The organism is Pseudomonas sp. GW821-FHT11G12 (genome assembly GCF_058808055.1).
On sequence record NZ_JBXARH010000002.1, the window covers coordinates 387327 to 408940 of the forward strand.

Annotated in this window: 22 protein-coding genes; 13 read left to right on the plus strand and 9 right to left on the minus strand. The window is 61.9% G+C overall.

The genetic code is table 11. The features are described 5' to 3' along the window. The first annotated feature begins 12 nt into the window (after nucleotides 1–12). The 6 genes from hemC to rsd all read left to right on the plus strand — a co-directional run bounded on the left by hemC (nucleotide 13) and on the right by rsd (nucleotide 5525). Nucleotides 13–954, plus strand: coding sequence for a hydroxymethylbilane synthase (gene hemC, locus AC1RR7_RS09490; protein ID WP_096817351.1), 942 nt, complete (start codon nucleotides 13–15; stop codon nucleotides 952–954). Next, nucleotides 951–1718: a uroporphyrinogen-III synthase gene (locus AC1RR7_RS09495; protein ID WP_493157215.1), complete on the plus strand. Its 768-nt coding sequence runs from the start codon at nucleotides 951–953 to the stop codon at nucleotides 1716–1718. Before hemC ends, AC1RR7_RS09495 begins: the two co-directional genes overlap by 4 nt. A 16-nt stretch (nucleotides 1719–1734) precedes the next feature. Continuing rightward, complete coding sequence (locus AC1RR7_RS09500; protein WP_096817355.1) at nucleotides 1735–2877, plus strand: uroporphyrinogen-III C-methyltransferase; 1143 nt, start codon at nucleotides 1735–1737, stop codon at nucleotides 2875–2877. Further along, nucleotides 2874–4112: a heme biosynthesis protein HemY gene (locus AC1RR7_RS09505; RefSeq protein ID WP_192559274.1), complete on the plus strand. Its 1239-nt coding sequence runs from the start codon at nucleotides 2874–2876 to the stop codon at nucleotides 4110–4112. The genes AC1RR7_RS09500 and AC1RR7_RS09505 overlap by 4 nt, the downstream gene beginning before the upstream one ends. Nucleotides 4113–4329: 217 nt before the next feature. Next, nucleotides 4330–4881, plus strand: coding sequence for a disulfide bond formation protein B (locus tag AC1RR7_RS09510; RefSeq protein WP_493070220.1), 552 nt, complete (start codon nucleotides 4330–4332; stop codon nucleotides 4879–4881). Between the two features lie 185 nt (nucleotides 4882–5066). Next, entirely contained in the window at nucleotides 5067–5525 is a 459-nt protein-coding gene (gene rsd / locus AC1RR7_RS09515) for a sigma D regulator (protein WP_085731442.1), read from the plus strand. A gap of 59 nt (nucleotides 5526–5584) precedes the next feature. Here rsd and AC1RR7_RS09520 read toward each other — a convergent pair whose 3' ends face one another. After that, nucleotides 5585–6250, minus strand: coding sequence for an FKBP-type peptidyl-prolyl cis-trans isomerase (locus AC1RR7_RS09520; protein ID WP_096817361.1), 666 nt, complete (start codon nucleotides 6248–6250; stop codon nucleotides 5585–5587). Nucleotides 6251–6442: 192 nt separating this feature from the next. Here AC1RR7_RS09520 and AC1RR7_RS09525 point away from each other — a divergent pair, with 192 nt between their 5' ends. After that, nucleotides 6443–7609 (plus strand): AlgP family protein, encoded by a 1167-nt coding sequence (locus tag AC1RR7_RS09525; protein WP_493157217.1) that lies wholly within the window; start codon nucleotides 6443–6445, stop codon nucleotides 7607–7609. Here the strand turns inward: AC1RR7_RS09525 and AC1RR7_RS09530 are convergent. Further along, nucleotides 7606–8067 (minus strand): TIGR02444 family protein, encoded by a 462-nt coding sequence (locus AC1RR7_RS09530; RefSeq protein WP_493157219.1) that lies wholly within the window; start codon nucleotides 8065–8067, stop codon nucleotides 7606–7608. The genes AC1RR7_RS09525 and AC1RR7_RS09530 overlap by 4 nt on opposite strands. 50 nt (nucleotides 8068–8117) lie before the next feature. Between AC1RR7_RS09530 and AC1RR7_RS09535 the strand changes: the two genes are divergently transcribed. The 3 genes from AC1RR7_RS09535 (at nucleotide 8118) to AC1RR7_RS09545 (ending at nucleotide 11356) form a co-directional block, all read left to right on the plus strand. After that, nucleotides 8118–10028: an ATP-binding cassette domain-containing protein gene (locus AC1RR7_RS09535; protein WP_096817366.1), complete on the plus strand. Its 1911-nt coding sequence runs from the start codon at nucleotides 8118–8120 to the stop codon at nucleotides 10026–10028. Beyond that, nucleotides 10028–10609, plus strand: coding sequence for a mechanosensitive ion channel family protein (locus tag AC1RR7_RS09540; protein WP_096817368.1), 582 nt, complete (start codon nucleotides 10028–10030; stop codon nucleotides 10607–10609). Before AC1RR7_RS09535 ends, AC1RR7_RS09540 begins: the two co-directional genes overlap by 1 nt. Before the next feature lie 114 nt (nucleotides 10610–10723). After that, nucleotides 10724–11356 (plus strand): LysE family transporter, encoded by a 633-nt coding sequence (locus AC1RR7_RS09545; protein ID WP_085708946.1) that lies wholly within the window; start codon nucleotides 10724–10726, stop codon nucleotides 11354–11356. 60 nt (nucleotides 11357–11416) lie between these two features. Here AC1RR7_RS09545 and AC1RR7_RS09550 read toward each other — a convergent pair whose 3' ends face one another. The 5 genes from AC1RR7_RS09550 to AC1RR7_RS09570 form a co-directional block, all read right to left on the minus strand. After that, nucleotides 11417–12160, minus strand: coding sequence for a penicillin-binding protein activator LpoB (locus AC1RR7_RS09550; protein ID WP_096817370.1), 744 nt, complete (start codon nucleotides 12158–12160; stop codon nucleotides 11417–11419). Between the two features lie 3 nt (nucleotides 12161–12163). Next, nucleotides 12164–12751 (minus strand): penicillin-binding protein activator LpoB, encoded by a 588-nt coding sequence (gene lpoB, locus AC1RR7_RS09555; RefSeq protein ID WP_096817372.1) that lies wholly within the window; start codon nucleotides 12749–12751, stop codon nucleotides 12164–12166. Nucleotides 12752–12787: 36 nt separating this feature from the next. Then, the gene (locus AC1RR7_RS09560) at nucleotides 12788–13162 is read right to left on the minus strand and encodes a YcfL family putative periplasmic lipoprotein (protein ID WP_096817374.1); all 375 of its coding nucleotides are present in this window, start codon (nucleotides 13160–13162) and stop codon (nucleotides 12788–12790) included. 15 nt (nucleotides 13163–13177) lie between these two features. After that, nucleotides 13178–14572, minus strand: a complete 1395-nt coding sequence (locus AC1RR7_RS09565; RefSeq protein WP_102619623.1) for a COG3014 family protein — start codon at nucleotides 14570–14572, stop codon at nucleotides 13178–13180. 202 nt (nucleotides 14573–14774) lie between these two features. After that, a complete protein-coding gene (locus AC1RR7_RS09570; RefSeq protein WP_493157221.1) occupies nucleotides 14775–16148 on the minus strand; it encodes a COG3014 family protein in 1374 nt (457 codons plus the stop codon). A 151-nt stretch (nucleotides 16149–16299) separates the two neighbouring features. Here AC1RR7_RS09570 and AC1RR7_RS09575 point away from each other — a divergent pair, with 151 nt between their 5' ends. Further along, a complete protein-coding gene (locus AC1RR7_RS09575; protein WP_493157223.1) occupies nucleotides 16300–18195 on the plus strand; it encodes an FTR1 family protein in 1896 nt (631 codons plus the stop codon). A gap of 4 nt (nucleotides 18196–18199) precedes the next feature. Then, nucleotides 18200–18655, plus strand: a complete 456-nt coding sequence (locus AC1RR7_RS09580; RefSeq protein ID WP_493157429.1) for a YaiI/YqxD family protein — start codon at nucleotides 18200–18202, stop codon at nucleotides 18653–18655. Between the two features lie 156 nt (nucleotides 18656–18811). Here AC1RR7_RS09580 and elbB read toward each other — a convergent pair whose 3' ends face one another. Further along, the gene (gene elbB, locus AC1RR7_RS09585) at nucleotides 18812–19480 is read right to left on the minus strand and encodes an isoprenoid biosynthesis glyoxalase ElbB (RefSeq protein ID WP_493157225.1); all 669 of its coding nucleotides are present in this window, start codon (nucleotides 19478–19480) and stop codon (nucleotides 18812–18814) included. 116 nt (nucleotides 19481–19596) lie between these two features. Here elbB and AC1RR7_RS09590 point away from each other — a divergent pair, with 116 nt between their 5' ends. After that, entirely contained in the window at nucleotides 19597–20832 is a 1236-nt protein-coding gene (locus AC1RR7_RS09590; RefSeq protein WP_493157226.1) for a sterol desaturase family protein, read from the plus strand. On the opposite strand, the gene AC1RR7_RS09595 is transcribed toward AC1RR7_RS09590, so the two are convergent. Then, a complete protein-coding gene (locus AC1RR7_RS09595) occupies nucleotides 20813–21469 on the minus strand; it encodes a DedA family protein (protein WP_096817385.1) in 657 nt (218 codons plus the stop codon). The two genes, AC1RR7_RS09590 and AC1RR7_RS09595, sit on opposite strands and share 20 nt — an antisense overlap. Nucleotides 21470–21614: the final 145 nt, after the last annotated feature.

The following is a 21614-nucleotide window of genomic DNA, read 5'->3' on the forward strand; positions in this document are numbered from 1 at the left end:
ACGGATTGATCCATGTCCTCTCGCGAAATCCGCATCGCCACCCGCAAAAGTGCACTGGCCCTCTGGCAGGCCGAATACGTCAAAGCCCGTCTGGAAGCAGCCCACCCGGGACTGCTGGTGACACTGGTGCCCATGGTCAGTCGCGGCGACAAGCTGCTCGATTCCCCACTGTCGAAAATCGGCGGCAAGGGTCTGTTCGTCAAGGAACTGGAAACCGCGCTGCTGGAAAACGAAGCCGACATCGCCGTCCATTCGATGAAAGACGTGCCGATGGACTTCCCCGAAGGCCTCGGACTGTTCTGCATCTGCGAGCGCGAAGACCCGCGTGACGCCTTTGTCTCCAATAACTATTCCAGCCTCGATGCATTGCCTGCCGGCAGCATCGTGGGCACCTCCAGCCTGCGTCGTCAGGCGCAGTTGCTGACCCGCCGTCCCGACCTGGAAATCCGTTTCCTGCGCGGTAACGTCAATACCCGCCTGGCCAAGCTCGATGCCGGCGAGTACGACGCGATCATTCTCGCGGCGGCCGGCCTGATTCGTCTCGGTTTCGAAGATCGCATCACCTCGGCGATCAGCGTCGATGACAGCCTGCCGGCCGGTGGCCAGGGCGCCGTCGGTATCGAATGCCGCAGTGCCGATACCGAAATCCATGCCTTGCTCGCGCCTTTGCATCACGCCGATACGGCTGACCGTGTCAGCGCCGAACGTGCCCTCAACAAACACTTGAATGGCGGCTGCCAGGTGCCGATCGCCTGCTACGCCGTGCTTGAAGGCGAGCAGTTGTGGCTGCGTGGTCTGGTCGGCGAGCCGAGCGGCGGCAAGCTGCTCAGCGCTGAAGCCCGCGCACCGCGCGCTGCCGCTGAAACGCTGGGCGTGCAAGTCGCTGAAGATTTGCTCCGCCAGGGTGCCGCCGACATTCTCAAGGCTGTCTACGGCGAGGCAGGTCACGAGTGACGGCCTGGCGCCTGCTGCTGACGCGCCCCGTTGACGATTGCGAGGCGCTGGCCGAGGTGCTGGCCGGACAGGGGATTTTCAGCAGCTGCCTGCCGCTTTTGGAAATCGCGCCGCTGCCGGTCTCTGACACAATTCGCCAGACGTTTGCCCGGTTGTCGCGCTACAGCGCGGTGATCGTGGTCAGCAAACCGGCGGCGCGTATCGCCGTGCAATGGATTGATACCGATGAGGCGTCGCTGCCGGCCATGCCCTGGTTCAGCGTTGGCGCGGCGACGGCGCAGATTCTTCGGGATCGGGGCCTGGATGCGCACTGCCCGGACGAGGGTGATGACAGCGAAGCCTTGCTGCAATTGCCGCGTCTGCTCGACGCCGTCGCACAGCCCGGCGCGCCGGTGTTGATCCTGCGCGGAGAGGGCGGTCGCGAGCTGCTGGCCGAGCGCCTGCGCGCGCTTGGTGCTAGTGTCGAGTATCTGGAACTGTACCGCCGTGACCTGCCGGACTATCCGCCGCGGGAACTGCCCCGACGGATTGAGGCGGAACGCCTGAACGGGCTGGTGGTCAGCAGTGGACAGGGTTTTGAGCACCTGCGCCAATTGGCCGGCGACACTTGGTCAGTGCTTGCGCAGATGCCGTTGTTTGTTCCAAGCCCAAGGGTCGCCGAGCAGGCACGTGCCGCCGGGGCCCGAACAGTTGTGGATTGTCGCGGCGCCAGTGCCGCGGCCTTGCTGACGGCGTTACGGGAGCATCCCGTGCCCGTTCTCTAATGCAAAGGATGGATACGTGAGCGAAACAGCCTTGCCTAAAGATGACGTTCAACCTGTGATCGATGCACCGGTTGAAGTACCGCCACCGGCCGCTGAACCGCGCCGAGGCAACGGATTGGCCATTGTCGCGCTGCTGCTCGGCGCTGCCGGTATCGCAGTGGGTGGCTGGGGTGTCTGGCAGGTGCGACACCTGCAAGCCAACACTCAGGAGCAATTGAGTCAGGTACAGGCGTTGAGTGACCAGGCCCAGACCCTGAAACTCAACGACCAGCGTCTGACCGAGCGCCTCGGGCAGTTGCCGGGCGCCGACGAACTCGCCGACCGCCAGCGTCTGGTGACGCAGCTTCAAGGTGATCAGCAGCGCCTCAATCAACGTCTGGAAACGGTTCTCGGTGCCAGCCGCAAGGACTGGCGCCTGGCCGAGGCCGAGCATTTGCTGCGTCTGGCCAGCCTGCGTCTTTCGGCCCTGCAGGACATCAGCAGCGCTCAGGCGCTGGTGCAGGGCGCCGATGAAATCCTGCGCGAGCAGAACGACCCGGGTTCGTTTGCCGCGCGCGAGCAAGTGGCGAAAACCCTGGTGGCGCTGCGCAGCACCGCACAGCCTGATCGTACCGGTCTGTTTCTGAGACTGGGTGCGTTGCGCGATCAGGTCATCGAGCTCACCGAGCTGGCACCTGAGTACAAGGATCGCGGTGATTCCCTGCTGGGTCTGACTGCCGATGGCGACGGTGCCAGTCGCTGGTCGCAGTGGTGGGATCAGATCTCGCGATACATCCGTATCGATTTCAACGCGGACAAAAAAGTCCGGCCGCTGCTTGCCGGTCAGAGCCTGAGCCAGGTGCGTCTGGCCTTGAGCCTTTCGCTCGAGCAGGCGCAATGGGCCGCCCTCAATGGCCAGGCGCCGGTGTACACCCAGGCATTGGCTGAGGCGCGGGACGTGCTCAAGGGCAATTTCAACCCGGACAACCCGCAGAGCAAAATCATGCTCGAGCAAGTGGCGGAGCTGAGCAAGCAACCGGTCACGGTCGTCACCCCGGATCTGGCGGGCACCCTCAGCGCTGTGCAGGCGTATCTTGAGCGACGTAACGTCAACGCTGAAGACTCGGTGAAACCCTTCGCCAAACCTGCTGCCAGCACCGCGCAGGAGGCCACGCCATGAAGCGTCTGTATGTCATCGTGTTTCTGGTGATTGCTGCGACGGCGGCGCTCGGTCTGGCGATCGCCGAGCATTCCGGTTACGTGCTGGTTGCCTACAAAAGCTTCCGCTATGAGTCGAGTCTGTGGGCAACGCTGGCGCTGGTGGCGGTGTTATGGCTGCTCATCTGGGGCATCAAGGCGCTGGTCGAGCTGGTGCTGACTTCGGGTGGCGTAGTCAATCCGTGGTCGCGCCGCAACCGCAGTCGTCGCGTACAGGTGGCGATCGAGCACGGTCAACTGGATCTGGCCGAAGGTCGCTGGGCCAGTGCCCAGCGCCATCTTTACCGGGCCGCCGAGGCCGAGCGTCAACCGTTGCTGTATTACCTTGGCGCCGCCCGTGCCGCCAACGAGCAAGGCAATTACGAGGAAAGTGATCGTCTGCTGGAGCGCGCCCTCGAACGTCAGCCTCAGGCTGAGCTGGCGATCGCCTTGAGTCATGCGCAACTGCAAACCGACCGTGGCGATACCGAAGGTGCGCTGGTGACCTTGCAGGCGATGCGCGAGCGTCATCCGCATAACGTTCAGACCCTGCGTCAGTTGCAGCGCCTGCATCAACAGCGTGGTGACTGGTCGGCGGTGATCCGCATGCTGCCCGAACTGCGCAAGGACAAGGTCCTGCCTCCTGCCGAACTGGCCGAGCTGGAGCGTCGTGCCTGGGGTGAGAACCTGTCGCTGGCGGCGCACCGCGAGGAAGATGGCGCGGTGGGTCTGCAGTCGCTCAATCGTGCCTGGCAGCAACTGACCTCGTCGCAGCGTCAGGAGCCTCCGCTGGTCCTGGCTTACGCTGAGCAACTGCGCCAGCTCGGTGCTCAGGTCGAAGCGGAAGAGGTGCTGCGCAACGCCCTCAAGCGCAAGTACGACAGTCACCTGGCGCGCCTCTATGGCCTGGTGCGCGGCAGTGATCCGACGCGTCAATTGCAAGCGGCCGAGGGCTGGCTCAAGGATCATCCCGCCGACCCGAGCCTGCTGCTGACGCTTGGTCGACTGTGCCTGCAAGCCAGTCTGTGGGGCAAGGCGAGGGACTACCTGGAAAGCAGCCTGCGTACGCAGCGCAACCCGGAAGCCTGTGCGGAACTGGCTCGATTGCTGGCCCGACTCGGCGATACCGAACGCAGCAACCAGCTGTTCCAGGAAGGTCTGGGGTTGTTGGATGAGCGTCTGCTGGCCGCGCCTTTACCGGTACAGGCTCACGCCTGAATGGACGAGGGAGTGCGCTCCCTCGCTCATGTTCTCGACTGAATAGTTACCGCTAATTCGCTTCTGAGGCAAAGTCCTACAGAGGCCTACATTCTTTCCTCTCAAGCCTGTCGGGATTTCCCTACACTTCTGGTGAAGTGTCGTCAGCGGCCCGCCTTGAAAGGCCGCGTCCCTTTCCTCTACCGTAACTGCCTGTCTTTATTGTTACGGATAACCCATGTCGTTGACCTGCTCACGCTCCCTGTTTTTTATGGCTTTCACGGCGGGAACACTGGCGCTGGGAGCTTCCTATTACCTCGAGTACGCGGTCGGCCTGGTGCCTTGCAGCCTGTGCCTGGTGCAACGGCTTTTCCTGAGTATTCTTACCGCCTGCTGTGGCGTGGCGGCTGTGCATGGGCCAAGTCGTTTCGGTCTGTCGCTCTACTGGTCTGGCGCGTTGTCAGCCGCTCTGGGTGGAACGATGGCGGCCTGGCGGCAGGTGCTGCTGCAGAGTGATTCGATGCATCACCTGGCGCAATGCGCACCCAACCCGGAAGAGCTTTTCAGTTCTCTGCCCTGGCTCTGCGCCCTGGCACGGATGTTCAACGACAGCGAGGATTGCGCGCAATTGTCCTGGACATTGTTTGACCTGAGCATTCCGGAGTGGAGCCTGCTGTTCTTCGTCGCGCTGTCGATCCTGGCGGTTTACCAGTTGCTGCGGCTGGCCTGGAGCGCTCTGCAACGACCGCTCAGCGGCGAAGCGTCGCACCGGGCGCTGCTCGGGGATTAAACACTTGTATGAACTTTCTCTCCTGCGTACCTTGAAGCCATAGGCGTGCGGGCATAATCTGGCCCGCACGTGTCATTGGATTTGTGTTGCTCGATGACGCTCTGCCTGGCCGCCTCTCAAAGCAATACCCACAAGAAGGGGCGCGGGAGTAGGGCAGCATGACCCACAAGGGAAGAGAGATCGCCATGCTCGAAAGTTGTCAGAATGCTCAGGAACGTTGGGGTGGAGTTCATCTGCTGATCGACCGCTGGCTCCAGGAGCGTGAGGAGCTGATCGCTGCTTACGACAAGCTGGGCGCAGAGCCTCAGTCGCTTTCCGTGGATCGAAAGCCCTTGCAGGAATTCTGCGGCGTGCTGGTCGATTACGTGTCGGCCGGGCATTTCGAAATCTACGAACAGCTGACGGGCGAGGCCAAGGCCTTCAACGACAAGCGCGGCCTGGAACTGGCCGAGACGATTTATCCGCGCATCGATGTCATCACGGAAAAACTGCTGGCGTTCAATGACCTTTGCGATGAAGGCAAATGCGTTGCCGAAAAATTCAAGGAGCTGGGTGGGCTGCTCCACGAGCGCTTCGAACTGGAAGACTGCCTGATCGAAGTGCTGCATACCGCCCACAAGGAAGAGGATTCGGTTCAGGCTTGAACCGACCCTGCAAGACACAAAAACGGTGCGCCAACAGCGCACCGTTTTTTATTGGGCGATCAACTGGTCGCGCCGCGCAATTCGACTTCGAACACCAGCGGTGTGAACGGCGCGATCAAGTCGCCGGCACCGTCGGCGCCGTAAGCCTGATCCGATGGAATCACCAATCGCCACTTCGCACCCACCGGCATGTTTTGCAGCGCGGTGCGCCATCCGGCGATCACGCTGTCGAGATTGAACCACTGAGGCTGAGTGTTCTGATCGAACACGGTACCGTCCGGCAGTCGACCGACATACAGCACCTGTACTTTTCCATCCGGGCCGGCCTTGGTGCCATTCCCCGGCGCCAGCTCTGTCAGCAGGATGCCGTCGGCCAACTCTTTCACTCCCGGTTTGGCTTTTTCGGCGGTGAGAAAACGTCGCTCGTTTTCCATCGCAGCTTCAGTCGACGGCATGGCGGCATGCTCGGCCGTCTGCGATTCGTGATCGGCCAGGATCTGCTCGATACGTGCCTCGCTCAGGGCCAGCGGCTTGCCTTGATAGGCCTGTTGCAGACCTTCGATCAATGCCTGGATCTGTAGCTGCGGCACTTCTTGACGCAGCCGTTCACCGAGGCTCGCGCCGAGACTGTAGGCCAGATCATGAGCATCGTTCGCGGTGTTTTTTTCGTCGGCCTGAACCGCCGAAAAGATCATGCAGAGGGATAAAAAAAAGTAGCGCGACATGGGCACTCTCCGTCCTGAATTGCGGTGGATTATGCCAGCGCGAACGTCTGCACCGGTGAACTGCTTTGAGCAATGTGCAGAAGTTTTTCGCAAGCCTGCAACCGAGTGCATTCGATACTGTCAACATGCCCTAGCGGCGGTAGCAGCAGAGGTCTAGTATGAGCCGCACTCACGTCAGCCAGGAGGTAAACCATGTCGGCCACCAAGAAGCCTGTAAATACTCCGTTGCACTTACTCCAACAGCTCTCGGGCAGCCTGCTCGAACATTTGGAAAACGCTTGCTCCCAAGCCTTGGCTGATGCTGAAAAACTGCTCGCCAAACTGGAAAAGCAACGCGGCAAGGCGCAAGAAAAACTGCACAAATCCCGCACCAAATTGCAGGACGCAGCCGCAGCCGGTAAAGCCAAGGCGCAGACCAAGGCCAAGGGTGCCGTGAAGGAACTCGAAGACCTGCTGGATGCGCTGAAGGATCGTCAGTCCGACACCCGCAGCTACATTCTGCAACTCAAGCGCGATGCCCAGGAAAGCCTGAAACTGGCCCAGGGTGTCGGTCGTGTTCAAGAAGCCGTCGGCAAGGCGTTGTCCCTGCGTTCGGCCAAGCCGGCAGCGGCGCCTGCGAAAAAAGCGGCCGCCAAACCTGCTGCAAAAGCCCCGGCCAAGGCACCTGCCAAAGCCCCGGCAAAAGCGCCAGTGAAAGCCGCCGCAAAACCTGCAGCGAAGAAACCCGCAGCCGCCAGCGCTGCAAAACCTGCGGCTAAAACCGTCGCGGCAAAACCTGCTGCCGCCAAGCCGGCTGCTGCCAAACCAGCCGCTGCCAAACCAGCTGCCAAGCCTGCCGCGAGAACCGCTGCTGCAAAAGCTGCTCCGGCGAAAACCGCAGTTGCCAAACCGGCTGCAAAACCAGCCGCCAAAACCGCCGCTAAACCGGCAGCAAAACCTGCGGCCAGAACGGCTGCTGCCAAGCCAGCAACCAAAACCGCGGCCAAACCGGTTGCCGCTAAACCTGCAGCGAAACCAGCCGCCAAGCCTGCGGTAAAAGCCGTGGCTAAACCTGCTGCAAAACCGGCCACCGCCGCCAAGCCTGCAACTACTGCGGCCAAGCCAGCAGCTACCGCTAAACCAGCAACGGCTGCCGCCAAGCCAGCAGCGAAACCCGCCGCAAAACCTGCCGTGAAAAAACCTGCCGCTGCCAAGCCAGCTGCAGCGAAACCGGCTACTGCACCTGCTGCCAAGCCAGCCGCGCCGGCAACCCCGGCATCGACCGCAGCACCTGCATCCGCCGCCACTACCTCGACCACCACCGCGCCATCGTCGGCACCGGTGTCGAGCGTCGCCAGCAACCCGACCAGCGCTTCCTAAGCACCGGTCGCCGCGACGCGCAGCACTTGCAGCGCGTCGCGGTTCAGGTTGGCCGCACTGCCGGCCAGAGCCTCCAGCCAGTCACTCGATTCCTTCGAATTGCGCCTCCAGCCCTGCGCCGTGCCTTCAAGTCGCGACAGCAAAGCGCGCTCCGCCTCCAGTTCCAGCCCCTTGATCTGCTCGCGCATACCCTTGAGCACCGGATCCGTGTCAGTCAGCGTTTTCCACTGCATGCGCATCGCTCGCAGCGGTTGAATCACCTCTTTGTCCCAAGGGATGGTCAGCTCTTGAAGCTGTTTCGCGCGCATCTCGTCGCAGGTCGCATCTCGCTGTTCCAGCCACAAACCGCACAGCATCAGGCACACATTGGCCCCCGCCGATTGCAGGCGCAGGCAGGCATCCTCTACGCCGGGACGGGCATAGACGGCAAGGGCAAAGCTCCACAGGTCAGAGGACATCGTGCTACTCGCGCCAGTTGTGAGCGAAGCTGGTAGACTCCGCCGCCATTATGATCCGACTTCAGAACCTGACTTTACAGCGTGGCCCGCAACGTCTGCTAGAAGACGCCGAGCTGACCCTGCACGCCGGCCACAAAGCCGGTCTCATCGGTGCCAACGGCGCCGGCAAATCCAGCCTGTTCGCCTTGCTGCGCGGTGAGTTGCACCCGGACTCGGGCGATTGCCTGCTGCCGGCCGACTGGCGTATCGCCCACATGCGCCAGGAGGTCGACACCCTTGAGCGCCTGGCGGTCGACTATGTGCTCGACGGCGACCTGCGTCTGCGCAAAGTGCAGCGTGAGCTCGCGGCAGCCGAAGAGGCTCACGACGGCACCGCCCTGGCCCGCCTGCACATCGAACTCGACAGCGCCGACGGCTATACCGCCGATGCGCGTGCGCGCAAGTTGCTGGCCGGTCTCGGTTTCACCAATGAGCAGATGGATCGTCAGGTAGGAGATTTCTCCGGTGGCTGGCGGATGCGTCTGAACCTTGCGCAGGCTTTGATGTGCCCATCGGACCTGCTGCTGCTCGACGAACCGACCAACCACTTGGACCTCGATGCCATCATCTGGCTCGAAGAGTGGCTGAAAAGTTACCCCGGCACGTTATTGCTGATCTCCCACGACCGGGATTTCCTCGATGAAGTCGTCGATCATGTGGCCCACGTCGATCAGCGCAAGCTGACCCTCTACCGCGGCGGCTACACCGCGTTCGAACGCGCCCGTGCCGAACGTCTGGCCCAGCAGCAACAGGCCTACGAGAAGCAGCAGGCGCAACGTGCGCACATGGAAAGCTACATCGCCCGCTTCAAGGCCCAGGCCACCAAGGCCCGTCAGGCCCAGAGCCGGATCAAGGCGCTGGAGCGGATGGAAGAGCTGTCGGCGGCCCACGTCGATTCGCCGTTCGACTTCGTGTTCCGTGAATCGACCAAGATTTCCAGCACGCTGATCGACCTGTCTGATGCCAACCTGGGCTACGGCGACAGAACCGTGCTGGAGAAGGTCAAGCTGCAACTGACCCCCGGCGCGCGGATCGGCTTGCTCGGCCCCAACGGCGCGGGCAAGTCGACCCTGATCAAGAACCTCGCCGGCGAGCTCGAACCGCTGGCCGGGCGCCTGACCCGTGGCGAAAACACCGTGGTCGGCTACTTCGCCCAGCATCAGCTCGACTCGCTGGACGCCAAGGCCAGCCCGTTGCTGCACTTGCAGCGCTTGGCACCGACCGAGCGCGAGCAGACGTTGCGTGATTTCCTCGGTGGTTTCGACTTCCGTGGTGCGCGTCTCGACGAGCCGGTGCTGAATTTCTCCGGTGGTGAAAAGGCCCGTCTGGCCCTGGCGTTGATCGCCTGGGAGCGGCCGAACCTGTTGCTGCTCGACGAACCGACCAACCACCTCGATCTGGAAATGCGCCTGGCGCTGACCATGGCGTTGCAGGAATTCAGCGGAGCGGTACTGGTGGTTTCCCACGATCGGCATCTGCTCAAGAGCACCACCGACAACTTCTACCTGGTCGCGGACGGCAAGGTCGAAGAGTTCGATGGCGACCTCGAAGACTACGCCCGCTGGCTGGTGGAATACCGCCAGCGCAACGCCCCGGTCAGTAACACGCCGGTCAACCCGGACAAGACCGACAAGAAGGCCCAGCGTCAGGCTGCTGCCGCGTTGCGCCAGCAACTGGCGCCGCACAAGCGCGAGGCCGACAAGCTCGAAGCCGAGTTGGGCAAGCTGCACGAGAAACTCGCCAAGGTCGATGCCAGCCTTGGCGACAGCGACATCTACGAGCCGGCGCGCAAGAACGAATTGCGCGACCTGCTGGCCGAACAGGCCAAGCTGAAAGTGCGCGAAGGCGAACTTGAAGAGGCGTGGATGCAAGCGCTGGAAACCCTGGAAAGCATGCAGTCGGAGCTGGAGGCGCTGTCCTGATGGACGCGTTCAAGCTGCCGCTGCCAGCGGTATGGATCGAGCCGATCTGGCTGGGCGTGCAGATTCTGCTGATCCTGCTGGCCGGCTACTTCGCACAGCGCGTCGTCGCCCGATTCCTGACCCGCCTGGGCGAGAAGTATCCATTCCCGCCGCAGCTGCTGATGCCGCTGCGCGGTGGTTTGCGCTGGCTGATCATGGGCAGCGCGCTGATCTTCGTGCTGGAGCGCCTCGGAGTCTCCGCCACGGTGCTGTGGACGGCGTTGTCCGGCTTCGTCGCCGTCGCGGCGGTGGCGTTCTTCGCCATGTGGAGTGTGCTGTCGAACCTGCTCTGCGCGATTCTGATCTTCACCGTCGGTCCGTTTCGTCTGGGCGATGTGGTGGAGCTGGTGGACACCACCGACAAGCCCGGCGTCAAAGGTCGGGTGGTGGCGATCAATCTGCTCTACACCACGCTGATCGAAGCCGAAGAACTCGGCACCGGCAGCGCCATGGTGCAGGTGCCCAACAGCCTGTTCTTCCAACGCTCCGTGCGACGCTGGCGCGGGTCGGATGTGTTTCCTTCCAGCGGTTTCGAAAAGTGATCGGGCGCCGGCCACGTTGGTCGGCAGCCGCAACATCCTGAAAAAAATCGGTAGTCATCCAGCCTGAATCGCATTAGCTTGGACGTTTGTCACGAGTCTGAGTCGAGGTGTGCGATGGAGCTTCAAACATGGCTGGCGTTTTTTGCCGCCTGCTGGGTGATCAGCCTTTCTCCTGGTGCCGGCGCGATTGCGTCGATGTCCAGCGGTCTGCAATACGGTTTCTGGCGCGGTTACTGGAACGCCTTGGGCTTGCAACTGGGTCTGGCCCTGCAGATTGCCATCGTCGGTGCCGGTGTCGGCGCCATCCTCACCGCTTCGGCCACTGCGTTCCATGCGATCAAATGGTTCGGTGTCGCGTACCTGGTTTATCTGGCGATCAAGCAATGGCGCGCACTGCCGATGGACATGAGCGATGACGCGGCGGTACGCCCGATCGGTCGGCCGATGGCGCTGGTGTTCCGTGGGTTCCTGGTGAACATCAGCAACCCCAAGGCTCTGGTGTTCATGCTGGCGGTGCTGCCGCAGTTCATCAACCCTCACGCGCCGCTGCTGATCCAGTACGTGGTGATCGGCGTGACCATGATCTGCGTCGACCTGATCGTCATGGCCGGCTACACCGGGCTGGCGTCGAAGGTGCTGCGTCTGCTGCGTACACCGACCCAGCAGAAGCGCATGAACCGCACGTTTGCCGGGCTGTTCATCGGTGCGGCGGCGTTCATGGCGACGTTGCGCAAAGCCGCCGCGTAAAGCGGACAGGCATAAAAAAGGCGACCTTTTCAGGTCGCCTTTTTCGTTTTCGGCAGTCGGTCAGTGAAGAATCACCGGCGCCGTATCACGCGGCAGATTGTTGCGCTGCTGCGGTTCGCGCGGTTGCTCGTAACCGTTGCCGCCGAGTTGCATGCTCAGCTGTCCGGCGACGTCTTCGCCCAGCGCTTTCGAGACATCACGCACCACCCGTGGGCGGTTGAGTGAGATCTTGATGTCGCGGTGGTTCACCAGTTTGGTGTCCTGCGCTTCACCCATCGCCGTGAAGGCCGAGGTGATTTCGTAGGTCTTGGTGTTGATCAGGCTGAAATCCGCCACCAGCGTCAGGCCCAGAACGGCCGAATAGCTGTCGGTGTTCGCCAGCTCGTTCATGTCCTGGGTGAAGTCGATGTCAGACACCGTGCCGAACAGCACGTAGTCGGCGCCCTTGAAGTTGCCGGCCTTGATCCGCTTGATCACATCGTAGATGTCACCCTTGGACGAGGCAGTGTACGGCGTGCCCTGGATCAACTGGAACATGCCGGTGCGCAGGATTTCACCCTTGATGTCGCCGGTGAATTTGCGCAGCTCGGCCTGCTCGATGTAACTGGTGTTGGCTTCGAACTCGTCGTAGCTCGAAGAACCGCTGGAGCTGTAGTAGCCCTCGCGGTAATTGTTCTTCGACGAAACGATGTGGATGTATTGCTCCACACGTTCCTGGTACGCCAGATCCGTTACCGCGACTTTCGGGGCCGCTTGCGCGCTGAACGCGCAAGCCAGGGCCATCATGCCAATCCATGCGCGCATCAATTAACGCTCCGTGGTTTTGCGGATCTCTTTCTCGTCCATCCACTCGGCCAGACCGCTTTCAACGTCGATCAGTTGCAGGCTGAATTTGTAGAAGACGTCCTTGTAGTCGCTGCTGCGCTTGACGATCGAGCTGATCGAACCTTCAAGACGGTATTTGGCCGCAATCATGTTGCCGGTCTTGGCCACGGTGTTCTTCTTGTACAGGCCGCTCTGGTTTTGCAGCTTGAGCTGGTCGACCTGGCTTTGCATCGCGGTGTTGTCGCTGGCGAAACGGGCGGCGCCGGACTTCATCAGCTGAGTCTTGATGCTGGTGGTGATTTCACGGGTGTCGATGTATTCGCTGGTCTTGTTCTTCACGTCGTAGACCTGCACCACAGGGCGGCCCTGCAGAATGCCGGACTGGGCGAGGGAACGGGTCATCGACTCGGCGATCATCTGCAGGTCGGTCGAACCGAACTCGTTGGTCACGGTTTCAACGGCCTTGGTGTCGCCGTAGCTGATGTTCTTGCTGCCCAGGGTCGGCGAAGTGTTGGCGCAACCGCTGGCCAGCAGGGCGATGACGGCGATGAAGGAAAAGCGTGCAAACATGGGAATGCTCTCTGAATCAGGAATAGGGTGTCGGGCTTAAGGCGTCTTGAGTTCCAGACGGAAATCCACGGCTTTCGGTGTCGGGGCGATGCCCTGAATGAAGCTGGTCTGGGCGCCGTACATCATCTGGCTCTTCCAGACTTCTTCTTCGGCAATCGGGAAACCTTCCGCGCCGAGCCAGGCGAAGCGGTAGTAGAACGTCTTGTTGCTGTTGAGGGTGTTGGTCAACTGCACATTGACGGTCATGAAGCCGTTCTCACGGGCGACGCGCATGGCACCGACCGCGATGTGTTTCTGCGGGCCCATGGCCACGACCTTGCTCGCGGCGCTGCCCGGCTCCGGTGGTGGCGGGGTGGCGCAGCCGCTGGCCAGCAAGGCGAGGGCGGCGACGGCGAAGAGTTTGAAACGCATGCAAAGACTCCGTTCTTAAGGTTGTTTGAGGCTGGCCACAGCAGTGGCGTTGGCGCTCGGGATCACGTGGGCGGCGAGCCCGGCGGCAAACACCTGGTTGCCCACGGCGCGCAGGGTGATCACCTGATAACGCTGATCGACGGTGATCTTGACCACCGAACCACCCACGGCGCTCGGCAGGGTAACCTGATGCTCACCCTTTTTCAGGCGCAGACGCACCACCTGGGTGGTGTCCGGCAAGGTACGCCACGTACGGGTATCGGCACCTTCGAGCACAGCTGAAGAGATACCGACCGCCAGGCCCGCCAGCGGGTTGGTTTCGTTGATCTTCTTCTGCGCCACGCCTTTGGTGATCGCGCGCACCATGGTGCGTACGATGATCCCCGGCATGTCATCGCGCAGGGCGCGGCGGGACATGGCAGTGGTGCTGTTGAGGGCGGTCAGGTTCAGTTGCTGGCCGTCGACACCGATCTGCGCGAACGGCGCGGTCGAGGTGTCAGGCTTGATGATCGGGAACGACAGCGGGGTGATCACCACGCTGTTGGAGATCGGCAGCGGCAGCGGGACGCGGATCGAGTCGCGGGCCGGTGCCAGACCGCTTTGCACCACGATCAGGATGTCGCTGTCATCGCTCTTGACCGGTTTGTCCAGGTTGACCAGCGCCTGCTCCAGCAGCGGCGTGTTCGGGCGCAGCTCGGCCGCCTTGCGATAACCCGGTGCCGCCAGGTCTTTTTCGTCCAGGGCTTCGTAGACGAAGCCGGCCAGGTAGTGGCTGAACGCACTCTGGTAGCTGTTCTTCAGACCGACCACTTCCGGGGCGTCGAGGCTGGCGACCGGGTAGCCTTGCAGGTCCTTGTACTGGGTCTTGATGCCTTCTTTCTCGGCTTCCTCTTCGCTCTTGAGGTATTCCTTGTCGCGCAGGTCGGCGATCACGGCTTCACGTTCGTGGGTCTTCTTGATCGCGGTGCGGGCGCCGTCGAAATCGTTGACCGCCAGCAGGTTCAGGGCCATCTGCGTGGTCAGCATGACTTTTTCGTAGTCGTAGCCTTCGTAGCGACGAACCTTGTCGTTGACCAGGAAGCTGCCGAACTGGGCCAGGTATTTGTCGGTGTCGAGCTTGACCGAGTCTTCCCACTTGCCCACTACCTGGTCGGCGCTGGTCCAGGCGTTCTGGCTGCCGGACAGATCACCCTTGGCGCGTAGCAGTTCGCCTTTTTCGAAGTAGTAGAGCAGGTCCTTGTCTGGACCGGTGTTGTTCTTTTCCAGCAGGGTCAGGGCGGCGTCGACGTTGCCGGTGGCCAGTTGCTGGTTGGTCTGGGCCAGTTCGGAATCGTAGTTGCGAAACGCCGAACAGCCGGACAGCAGGGTGACTGCGCCAAGCGCGATCAGAGTGGGAGCGCGGAATGCCATGGGGTACTTCTTCCATGAGTAGCGACAGCCTCGGGTGCGGGTCGGGCTGCTGGGACCGATCGGCAGTGGCGTTGGCCTCCTGCCAATTCCTCATAATCAGAGGAGCTTTAATGCCGCATCGCGATAACGAGGGCGCGGCATTATAGGCGGCCGATGCTGGCTATGTAATAGCTTTTTAATCGCACCGGTTAGTTCTGTGCCACTACTTATCAGGTAGCCCGGCATTGCCGATCGCATTGCCGATATCGCTCAAAAGTCTCAAGTTGACCAATTGATGGTCGCGGTCGATCCGCAGGGTGACCGGTGCCGCACCCGGCACATTGGGGGCGCCGAACTGATGATTGCCCTTTTTCAGCCGCAGCCGTGCCACCAGTGTCTTGTCTGGCAGGGTGCGCCAGGTTCGCGTATCCGCTTCTTCAAAGGGGTCGTGCTCAGTGACGACCAGCGAGGCCTTGGCCGGGTTGCGTTCATTTTCATGGGCCTGAGAAATGGCCGCCATGTTGGCGCGGAACATCGCCCGGGAAATGATCGCCGGCATATCGTCGCGCAACGTGCGAAATGCCATGTCGGTGACGCTGTTGATCGCGGTCAGCGGCCGTTTGCGGCCATCCACCATGATGTGGTCGAACGCCGGTGTGACAGTGTCCGGCACCAGGATGGGAAAGGAGATCGGCGCGGTAATGACCAGGTTTTCATTGAGCCGCACCGGGATCGGCACGCTGACGGAACTGCGAGCCGGGGCCAGACCGCTCTGGACGACGATCAGCACGTCGCTTTCATCATTGTTGGCCGGTGGCTTGTCGAGGTTGCGCAGCGCCTGTTCGAGGAACGGTGTATTCGGGCGCAACTCGATTGCCTGGCGATAGCCCGGAGCCGCCAGACCCCGCTCGCCCAGTGCTTCATAGGTGAAGCCGGCCAGGTAATGGCTGAAGGCACTCTGGTAGCCGTTTTTCAGTTCAATCACCGCCGGCGCATTCAGGGTCTGGACCGGATAGCCCTGCAGATCCTTGTATTGCACGGAGATGCCTTGAGTCTTGGCCTGTTCCTCGAGTTCCTCGTACTGACGTTCCCGTTGACGGGCAATCAGTGTTTCGCGCTCATGGGTTTTCTTGATGTCGGCCCGGGCGCCGTCGAAATCGCCGACGGCCAGTTGGTTGAGGGCCATCTGCGTGGTCAGCATGACCTTTTCGTAGTCGTAGCCGTCGTAGCGGCTCAACTTGTCGTTGACCAGCATGGTGCCCATTTCATAGGAGAACTGATTGAGCAGCTTCATGGGCGCAGAAGGCACGACCTCTTCACGTTGAAACACCATGCGGTCGGCGCTGCGCCAGGCCGTCTGACTCTGCGGCAAGGCGTTGGCGAAGCTGAGTATCGAGCCCTTTTCGAAGTAATAGAGCAGATCCTTGTCTTTCCAGGGGTTGTGCCATTCCAGCAGATCCAGCGCGCCCTGAAAGTCGCCGCGCATCAACTGGGCATTGGTCTGTTGCATCTCCAGATCGTAATTGCGGTAGGCGGCGCACCCGCTCAGTTGCAGGATCGTGCCGATTAACACCGGGAACAGCAGGCATTGGCGCATGGAGTGCAGCTCGTCCTTGAACAGTGAGGCGGGAGGTGTCGGATTATAGGGGCGGGCGATGGCTATGTGCCGGAGATTGTAGAGAAAGCTTGAGTCAGGCTTCCGCGACGTGAACAATGTGTTACTTCGCATTTCCAATTGAGACCCCTTCATGACTGCCTCGTCCCGATTCCTGGCCTGGCTGGTGTTCCCGTTGTTTGCCCTGAGCAGCTTCAATCTGCTGGCCGAAACCGTGGAAGGCGCGCCGCAAGCGCTGCACCTGCTCGATTACATCAGCGCCGATTACCCGCCAACGGTAGAGGCGGGCAAGGTCATCGACGATGCCGAATACCGTGAACAACTGGAGTTCACCCGCGCGCTGCAAGGCTTGATTGCCGGCATGCCGGCCAAACCGGAGAAGGCTGGTCTGGAGCAAGGCATCGACGCTCTGCTCGCCGCCATCACCGCCAAGCAGGACGGCACGGACGTCGCCCGTCAGGCCCGGCAACTGGGGGCGAAACTGGCGGTGGCCTATGAAGTCAGCCAGGCCCCGATCATCACCCCGGATCCGACCCGTGGCGCGCCGCTCTATACCCAGCACTGCTCGGTGTGTCATGGCACCAACGGTGCCGGCGATGGCCCTGCGGGTGTCGGCATGGAGCCCGCGCCGGCCAACCTGCGTGATGCGGCGCGCCTGGATCACCTGAGCCTGTACGCGATCTACAACACCCTCGGCCAGGGCGTCGAAGGCACCGACATGCCGGCCTTCGCCGATCAACTGGACGATCGTCAGCGCTGGGATCTGGCGACCTATATCGCTCAGTTCAGCGCCGATCCGGCCACGGCCAAAACCGACAAGACTTACAACATCGCCGACCTCGCCCGTCAGACACCGGCCGAAGTGCAGGCCGCCGAAGGCCCGGCCGCGGCCGCGACCTTCCGCGCACAACGGGCGCAACCGCCGCAGGTAAAGCGAGGCCCGGCGCAGTTGCTCGACTACACCGCCGCGACGCTGGACAAGAGCCTTGCCGCTTACCGCGCCGGCGAGCGTGATCAGGCTTATGACTTGTCCGTTGCCGCGTATCTGGAAGGCTTCGAACTGGTCGAAAGCTCGCTGGATAACGTCGACGCCAACGTGCGCAAGGACACCGAAAAATCCCTGATGGCCTACCGGCAATCGCTGCAGGATGGCTTGTCGGTCGAGCAGGCCGAGCAGCGCCTCGACGCGGCCAAGGCCAAACTCAAGGAATCCGCCGGCCTGCTGGGCAGCGACGGACTGAGCTGGTCGCTGAGTTACATCTCCGGGCTGCTGATTCTGTTGCGTGAAGGGCTGGAAGCGATTCTGGTGCTGGCGGCGATCCTCGCGTTCCTGCGCAATACCGGCCAGCAATCGGCGGTGCGCAGCGTCAACGTCGGCTGGGGCCTGGCGCTGTTGGCCGGTCTCGGCACCTGGGCGCTGGCGGCGTATGTGATCGATGTCAGCGGCTCCCAGCGCGAACTGCTGGAAGGCGCCACCGCGCTGTTCGCCAGTGTCATGGTGCTGTGGCTCGGGGTGTGGATGCACGACCGTCGCCACGCAGCGGCCTGGCAGGACTACATCAAGCAGAGCCTGGTCGGTGGCGGTGGTCGATTCGGCTTCGCCATCCTCGCGTTCTTCTCGGTGTACCGCGAGCTGTTCGAGGTGATCCTGTTCTACGAAACCCTGTGGTTGCAGGCGGGGCCTGCCGGGCACAACGCGGTGTTGGCGGGTGGGGCGACGGCGCTGGTGCTGCTGTTCGGTCTGGCGTGGGTGATCCTGCGCGGCTCGGCGAAACTGCCGCTGGCACTGTTTTTCAGCATCAACGCGGCGCTGCTCTGCGCGCTGTCGGTGGTGTTTGCCGGTCATGGTGTGAAGGCGTTGCAGGAAGCCGGGATCTTCGGCACGCGTCCGGTGGCGTTCTTCGATTTCGAATGGCTGGGGATTCATGCCGACGCCTACTCGCTGACGGCTCAGGCTGTGGCGATTGCGGCGATCATCGTGCTGTATGGCCGCAGTTGGGTGGCTGAAAAGCGCCGAGTGGCGGCTTGAGATGATGCGCGTATGGATCGATGCCGACGCCTGCCCGAAGATGGCCAAGGAGTTGGTGGTGAAGTTCGCCCTCAAGCGCCGCTTCGAGGTGGTGCTGGTGGCGGGGCAGCCGCAAAGCAAACCGGCGCTGGCCATCGTCAAGCTGATCGTGGTGCCGAGCGGCCCGGATGCGGCGGATGATTATCTGGTGGAACACGCGGTGCCGGGCGAACTGGTGATCTGCAGCGATATCCCGCTGGCCGACCGGCTGGTGAAGAAAGGCGTTGCAGCGCTGGATCCGCGAGGCAAAGAGTTCGACGCGCAGAACATGGGTGAACGGCTGGCGACACGCAACCTGTTCACCGATCTGCGTGAGCAGGGCCAGGTCAGCGGCGGCCCGGCGCCGTTCGGCGACCGGGAGAAGCAGGCATTCGCCAATGCGCTGGACCGGATCCTGACGCGGTTGGCGCGCGAGGTTTGATCGTCACCCGCAGCACTTGATCGTTCCCACGCTCCGCGTGGGAATGCAGCCTTGGACGCTCCGCGTCTGATCTGTATCCGCGGTGAGGCTGGGACGCGGAGCGTCCCGAGAGACATTCCCACGCAGAGCGTGGGAACGATTGCCGTAGAAGAGGGGTCAGGCGTCGTTTTCGTGGGTCAGTTCAAGCACGCGATCCACCAATTTGTTGATCCCCGAAGCCGCTTCACTGATCGACTGCGCCAGCATGTAGGCCGGGGTGGTCACCAGTTTGCGCGCCTTGTCTTCGATGATGTCGGTCACGGCGCAGTCTTCGTGGGTGGCGCCCATCTTGCCGATCGCCGTGGCGGTGTCGGCATCGTTGCCGATGGTGCAGGTCACGCCCGGGCCGTAGATCTTGGCGGCCAGCGCCGGCGAAATGCACATCAGGCCCACCGGTTTACCCGCTTCGGCAAAGGCCTCGGTCAGCGCCAGTACGTCCGGCTGAACGCAGCAGCCCGCGCCGTCGACGGCGAAGTTCGACAGGTTCTTCGCTGCGCCAAAACCGCCGGGCACGATCAGCGCATCAAAGTCATCGACATCGGCTTCACGGACATCCTTGACGTTGCCCCGGGCGATGCGTGCCGATTCCACCAGCACGTTGCGCGACTCGGACATCTCCTTGCCGGTGAGGTGGTTGATCACATGCAATTGCGCGATGTCCGGGGCGAAGCACTGCACCTGGGCGCCGCGCTGGTCGAGGCGCAGCAGGGTGATGACGCTTTCGTGGATCTCGGCGCCGTCGTACACGCCGCAACCGGACAGGATCACTGCAACTTTTTTGCTCATGGGTTTCTCTCCAGATTCATGGCGCTAAATGTCCACTAATTTGTCGTTCGTTGCCATAGGGTCGAGCCACGGCTACACCTAGGATCTGTGCACACGGATCTCGATCAGGGCGCGTCATGAACTTCATTCTGTATGCGGTGCCGTTTTTCTTCGTATTGATCGTGGCAGAGCTCATCGCCGACCGTTGGCGCGGGGTGAGCAACTATCGCCTGGCCGATGCGGTGAACAGCATCAGCACCGGGGTGTTGTCGACCACCACCGGCCTGCTGACCAAAGGCATGGGGCTGGTGACCTACGGCTTTGCCCTGGAGCATCTGGCGCTGGTCAGGTTGCCGGCGGACAGTGCCTGGGTGTGGGTCTTCGCTTTTGTCCTCTACGACTTCTGTTACTACTGGCTGCACCGCATGGGCCACGAGCGGAACATTCTCTGGGCGGCTCACTCGGTGCATCACCAGAGTGAGGACTACAACCTTTCCACCGCGTTGCGCCAGACCAGCACCGGGTTTCTGCTGGGCTGGATCTTCTACCTGCCGATGGCGGTGCTCGGCGTGCCGTTGCTGGTGTTCGTCAGTGTTGCGGCGCTCAATTTGCTGTACCAGTTCTGGGTTCACACCAAGCACATTCCCAAGCTTGGCTGGTTTGAATGGTGCTTCGTCACACCGTCGAATCATCGGGCCCACCATGCACAGAACGCTCTCTACATGGATCGCAACTACGGCGGGGTGTTCATTATCTGGGATCGTCTGTTCGGTTCGTTCCAGGAAGAGGACGACAACGAGCCGGTGATTTTTGGCGTGACCACTCCGCTGGCGAGCTGGAATCCGCTGTGGGCTAACGTGCAGTTCTACGCGCAGCTGTGGGACGACGCGCGCCGCGCCGGGAGCAAATGGGACAAGCTGCGGATCTGGTTCATGCGCACCGGCTGGCGTCCGGCAGACGTGGCGGCGAAATACCCGATGCACAAGCCGGACTTGAGCCGGTTCCGCAAATTCGAAGTACCGTTGGGCACCCGGCAGCAGTGGTACGTGGTGCTGCAATTCGGTGTTTACGTGGCGCTGGGCAGTTATCTGATGAATCTGGAACACAGCCTGTCGACCGGCGCCCTGATTCTGGGCTGGGGCGCGGTGGCATTGGGTTTGTTTGTGTTGGGCGTGGCCCTGGAGAATCGCCCGTGGGCGCTGAGGCTGGAACTGCTGCGGTTGGCGGCGAATTTGCCGCTGGTATGGCTGGCACCGCAGGTCGGGCTATGGCCGGCCGGCCCGCAGATGTGGGTCGGCCTGTTCGGTTACAGCCTGCTCAGCGGCGTCGGGCTGTATTGCTGCCGCCAGCGGTTTATTCGGCTGGCGTCTTAGGGTCGGTAGCCTTGGCCAGTTCAGCCTTGTGCCGTTCGGCTTTGGCCAGTTGTTCGGCCTGCTCGTCCTCGTAGACCTTCTTGGCCAGCCGGGCATTCTTGAACCGGCGGCGCAGCCACAGGCCGACACCCAGCACCAGCAGCGCACCGAGTACCCACAACTCATATTTCTTGATGCTGCCCAGCATGCCTTCGAGCACCGCACCGAAGTGGTATGCGGCCGCAGCGAGGGCGGCGGCCCAGATCGCAGCGCCAATCCCGTTCAGCAGCAGATAGCGTCCCGGCGGGTAGCCCGACAGGCCGATCGCCACCGGCATTACCGTGCGCAGGCCGTACACGAAGCGGAAGCTCAGGACCCAGATGTCCGGGTGCTTGCGGATATGCTCCAGCGCGCGGTCGCCCATCATTTGCCAGCGCGGTTTGCGCGCCAGCAACTTGCGTCCGTGTTTGCGGCCCAGGAAGTACCACAGCTGATCGCCGGCATAGCTGCCGAAGAACGCCACGACCACCACCAGGTTGATGTCCATGTATCCACGGAACGCGAGGAAGCCCGCGAGCACCAGGATGGTTTCGCCTTCGAAGAACGTGCCGAGAAACAGGGCAAAGTAGCCGAAGTCATGCAGAAATTGTTGGAGCATTGTCTGGGTGCTGGCGAAATGAACGCGCAGCCTAACCCTTCGGACACATTCAGGAAAGTGTCGAAATGTGTCTCGACGTGAACATTTCCTACAACGACAATGGAATGCGACTACCTGCCACAGGGGTGCACATAACTGTAATACG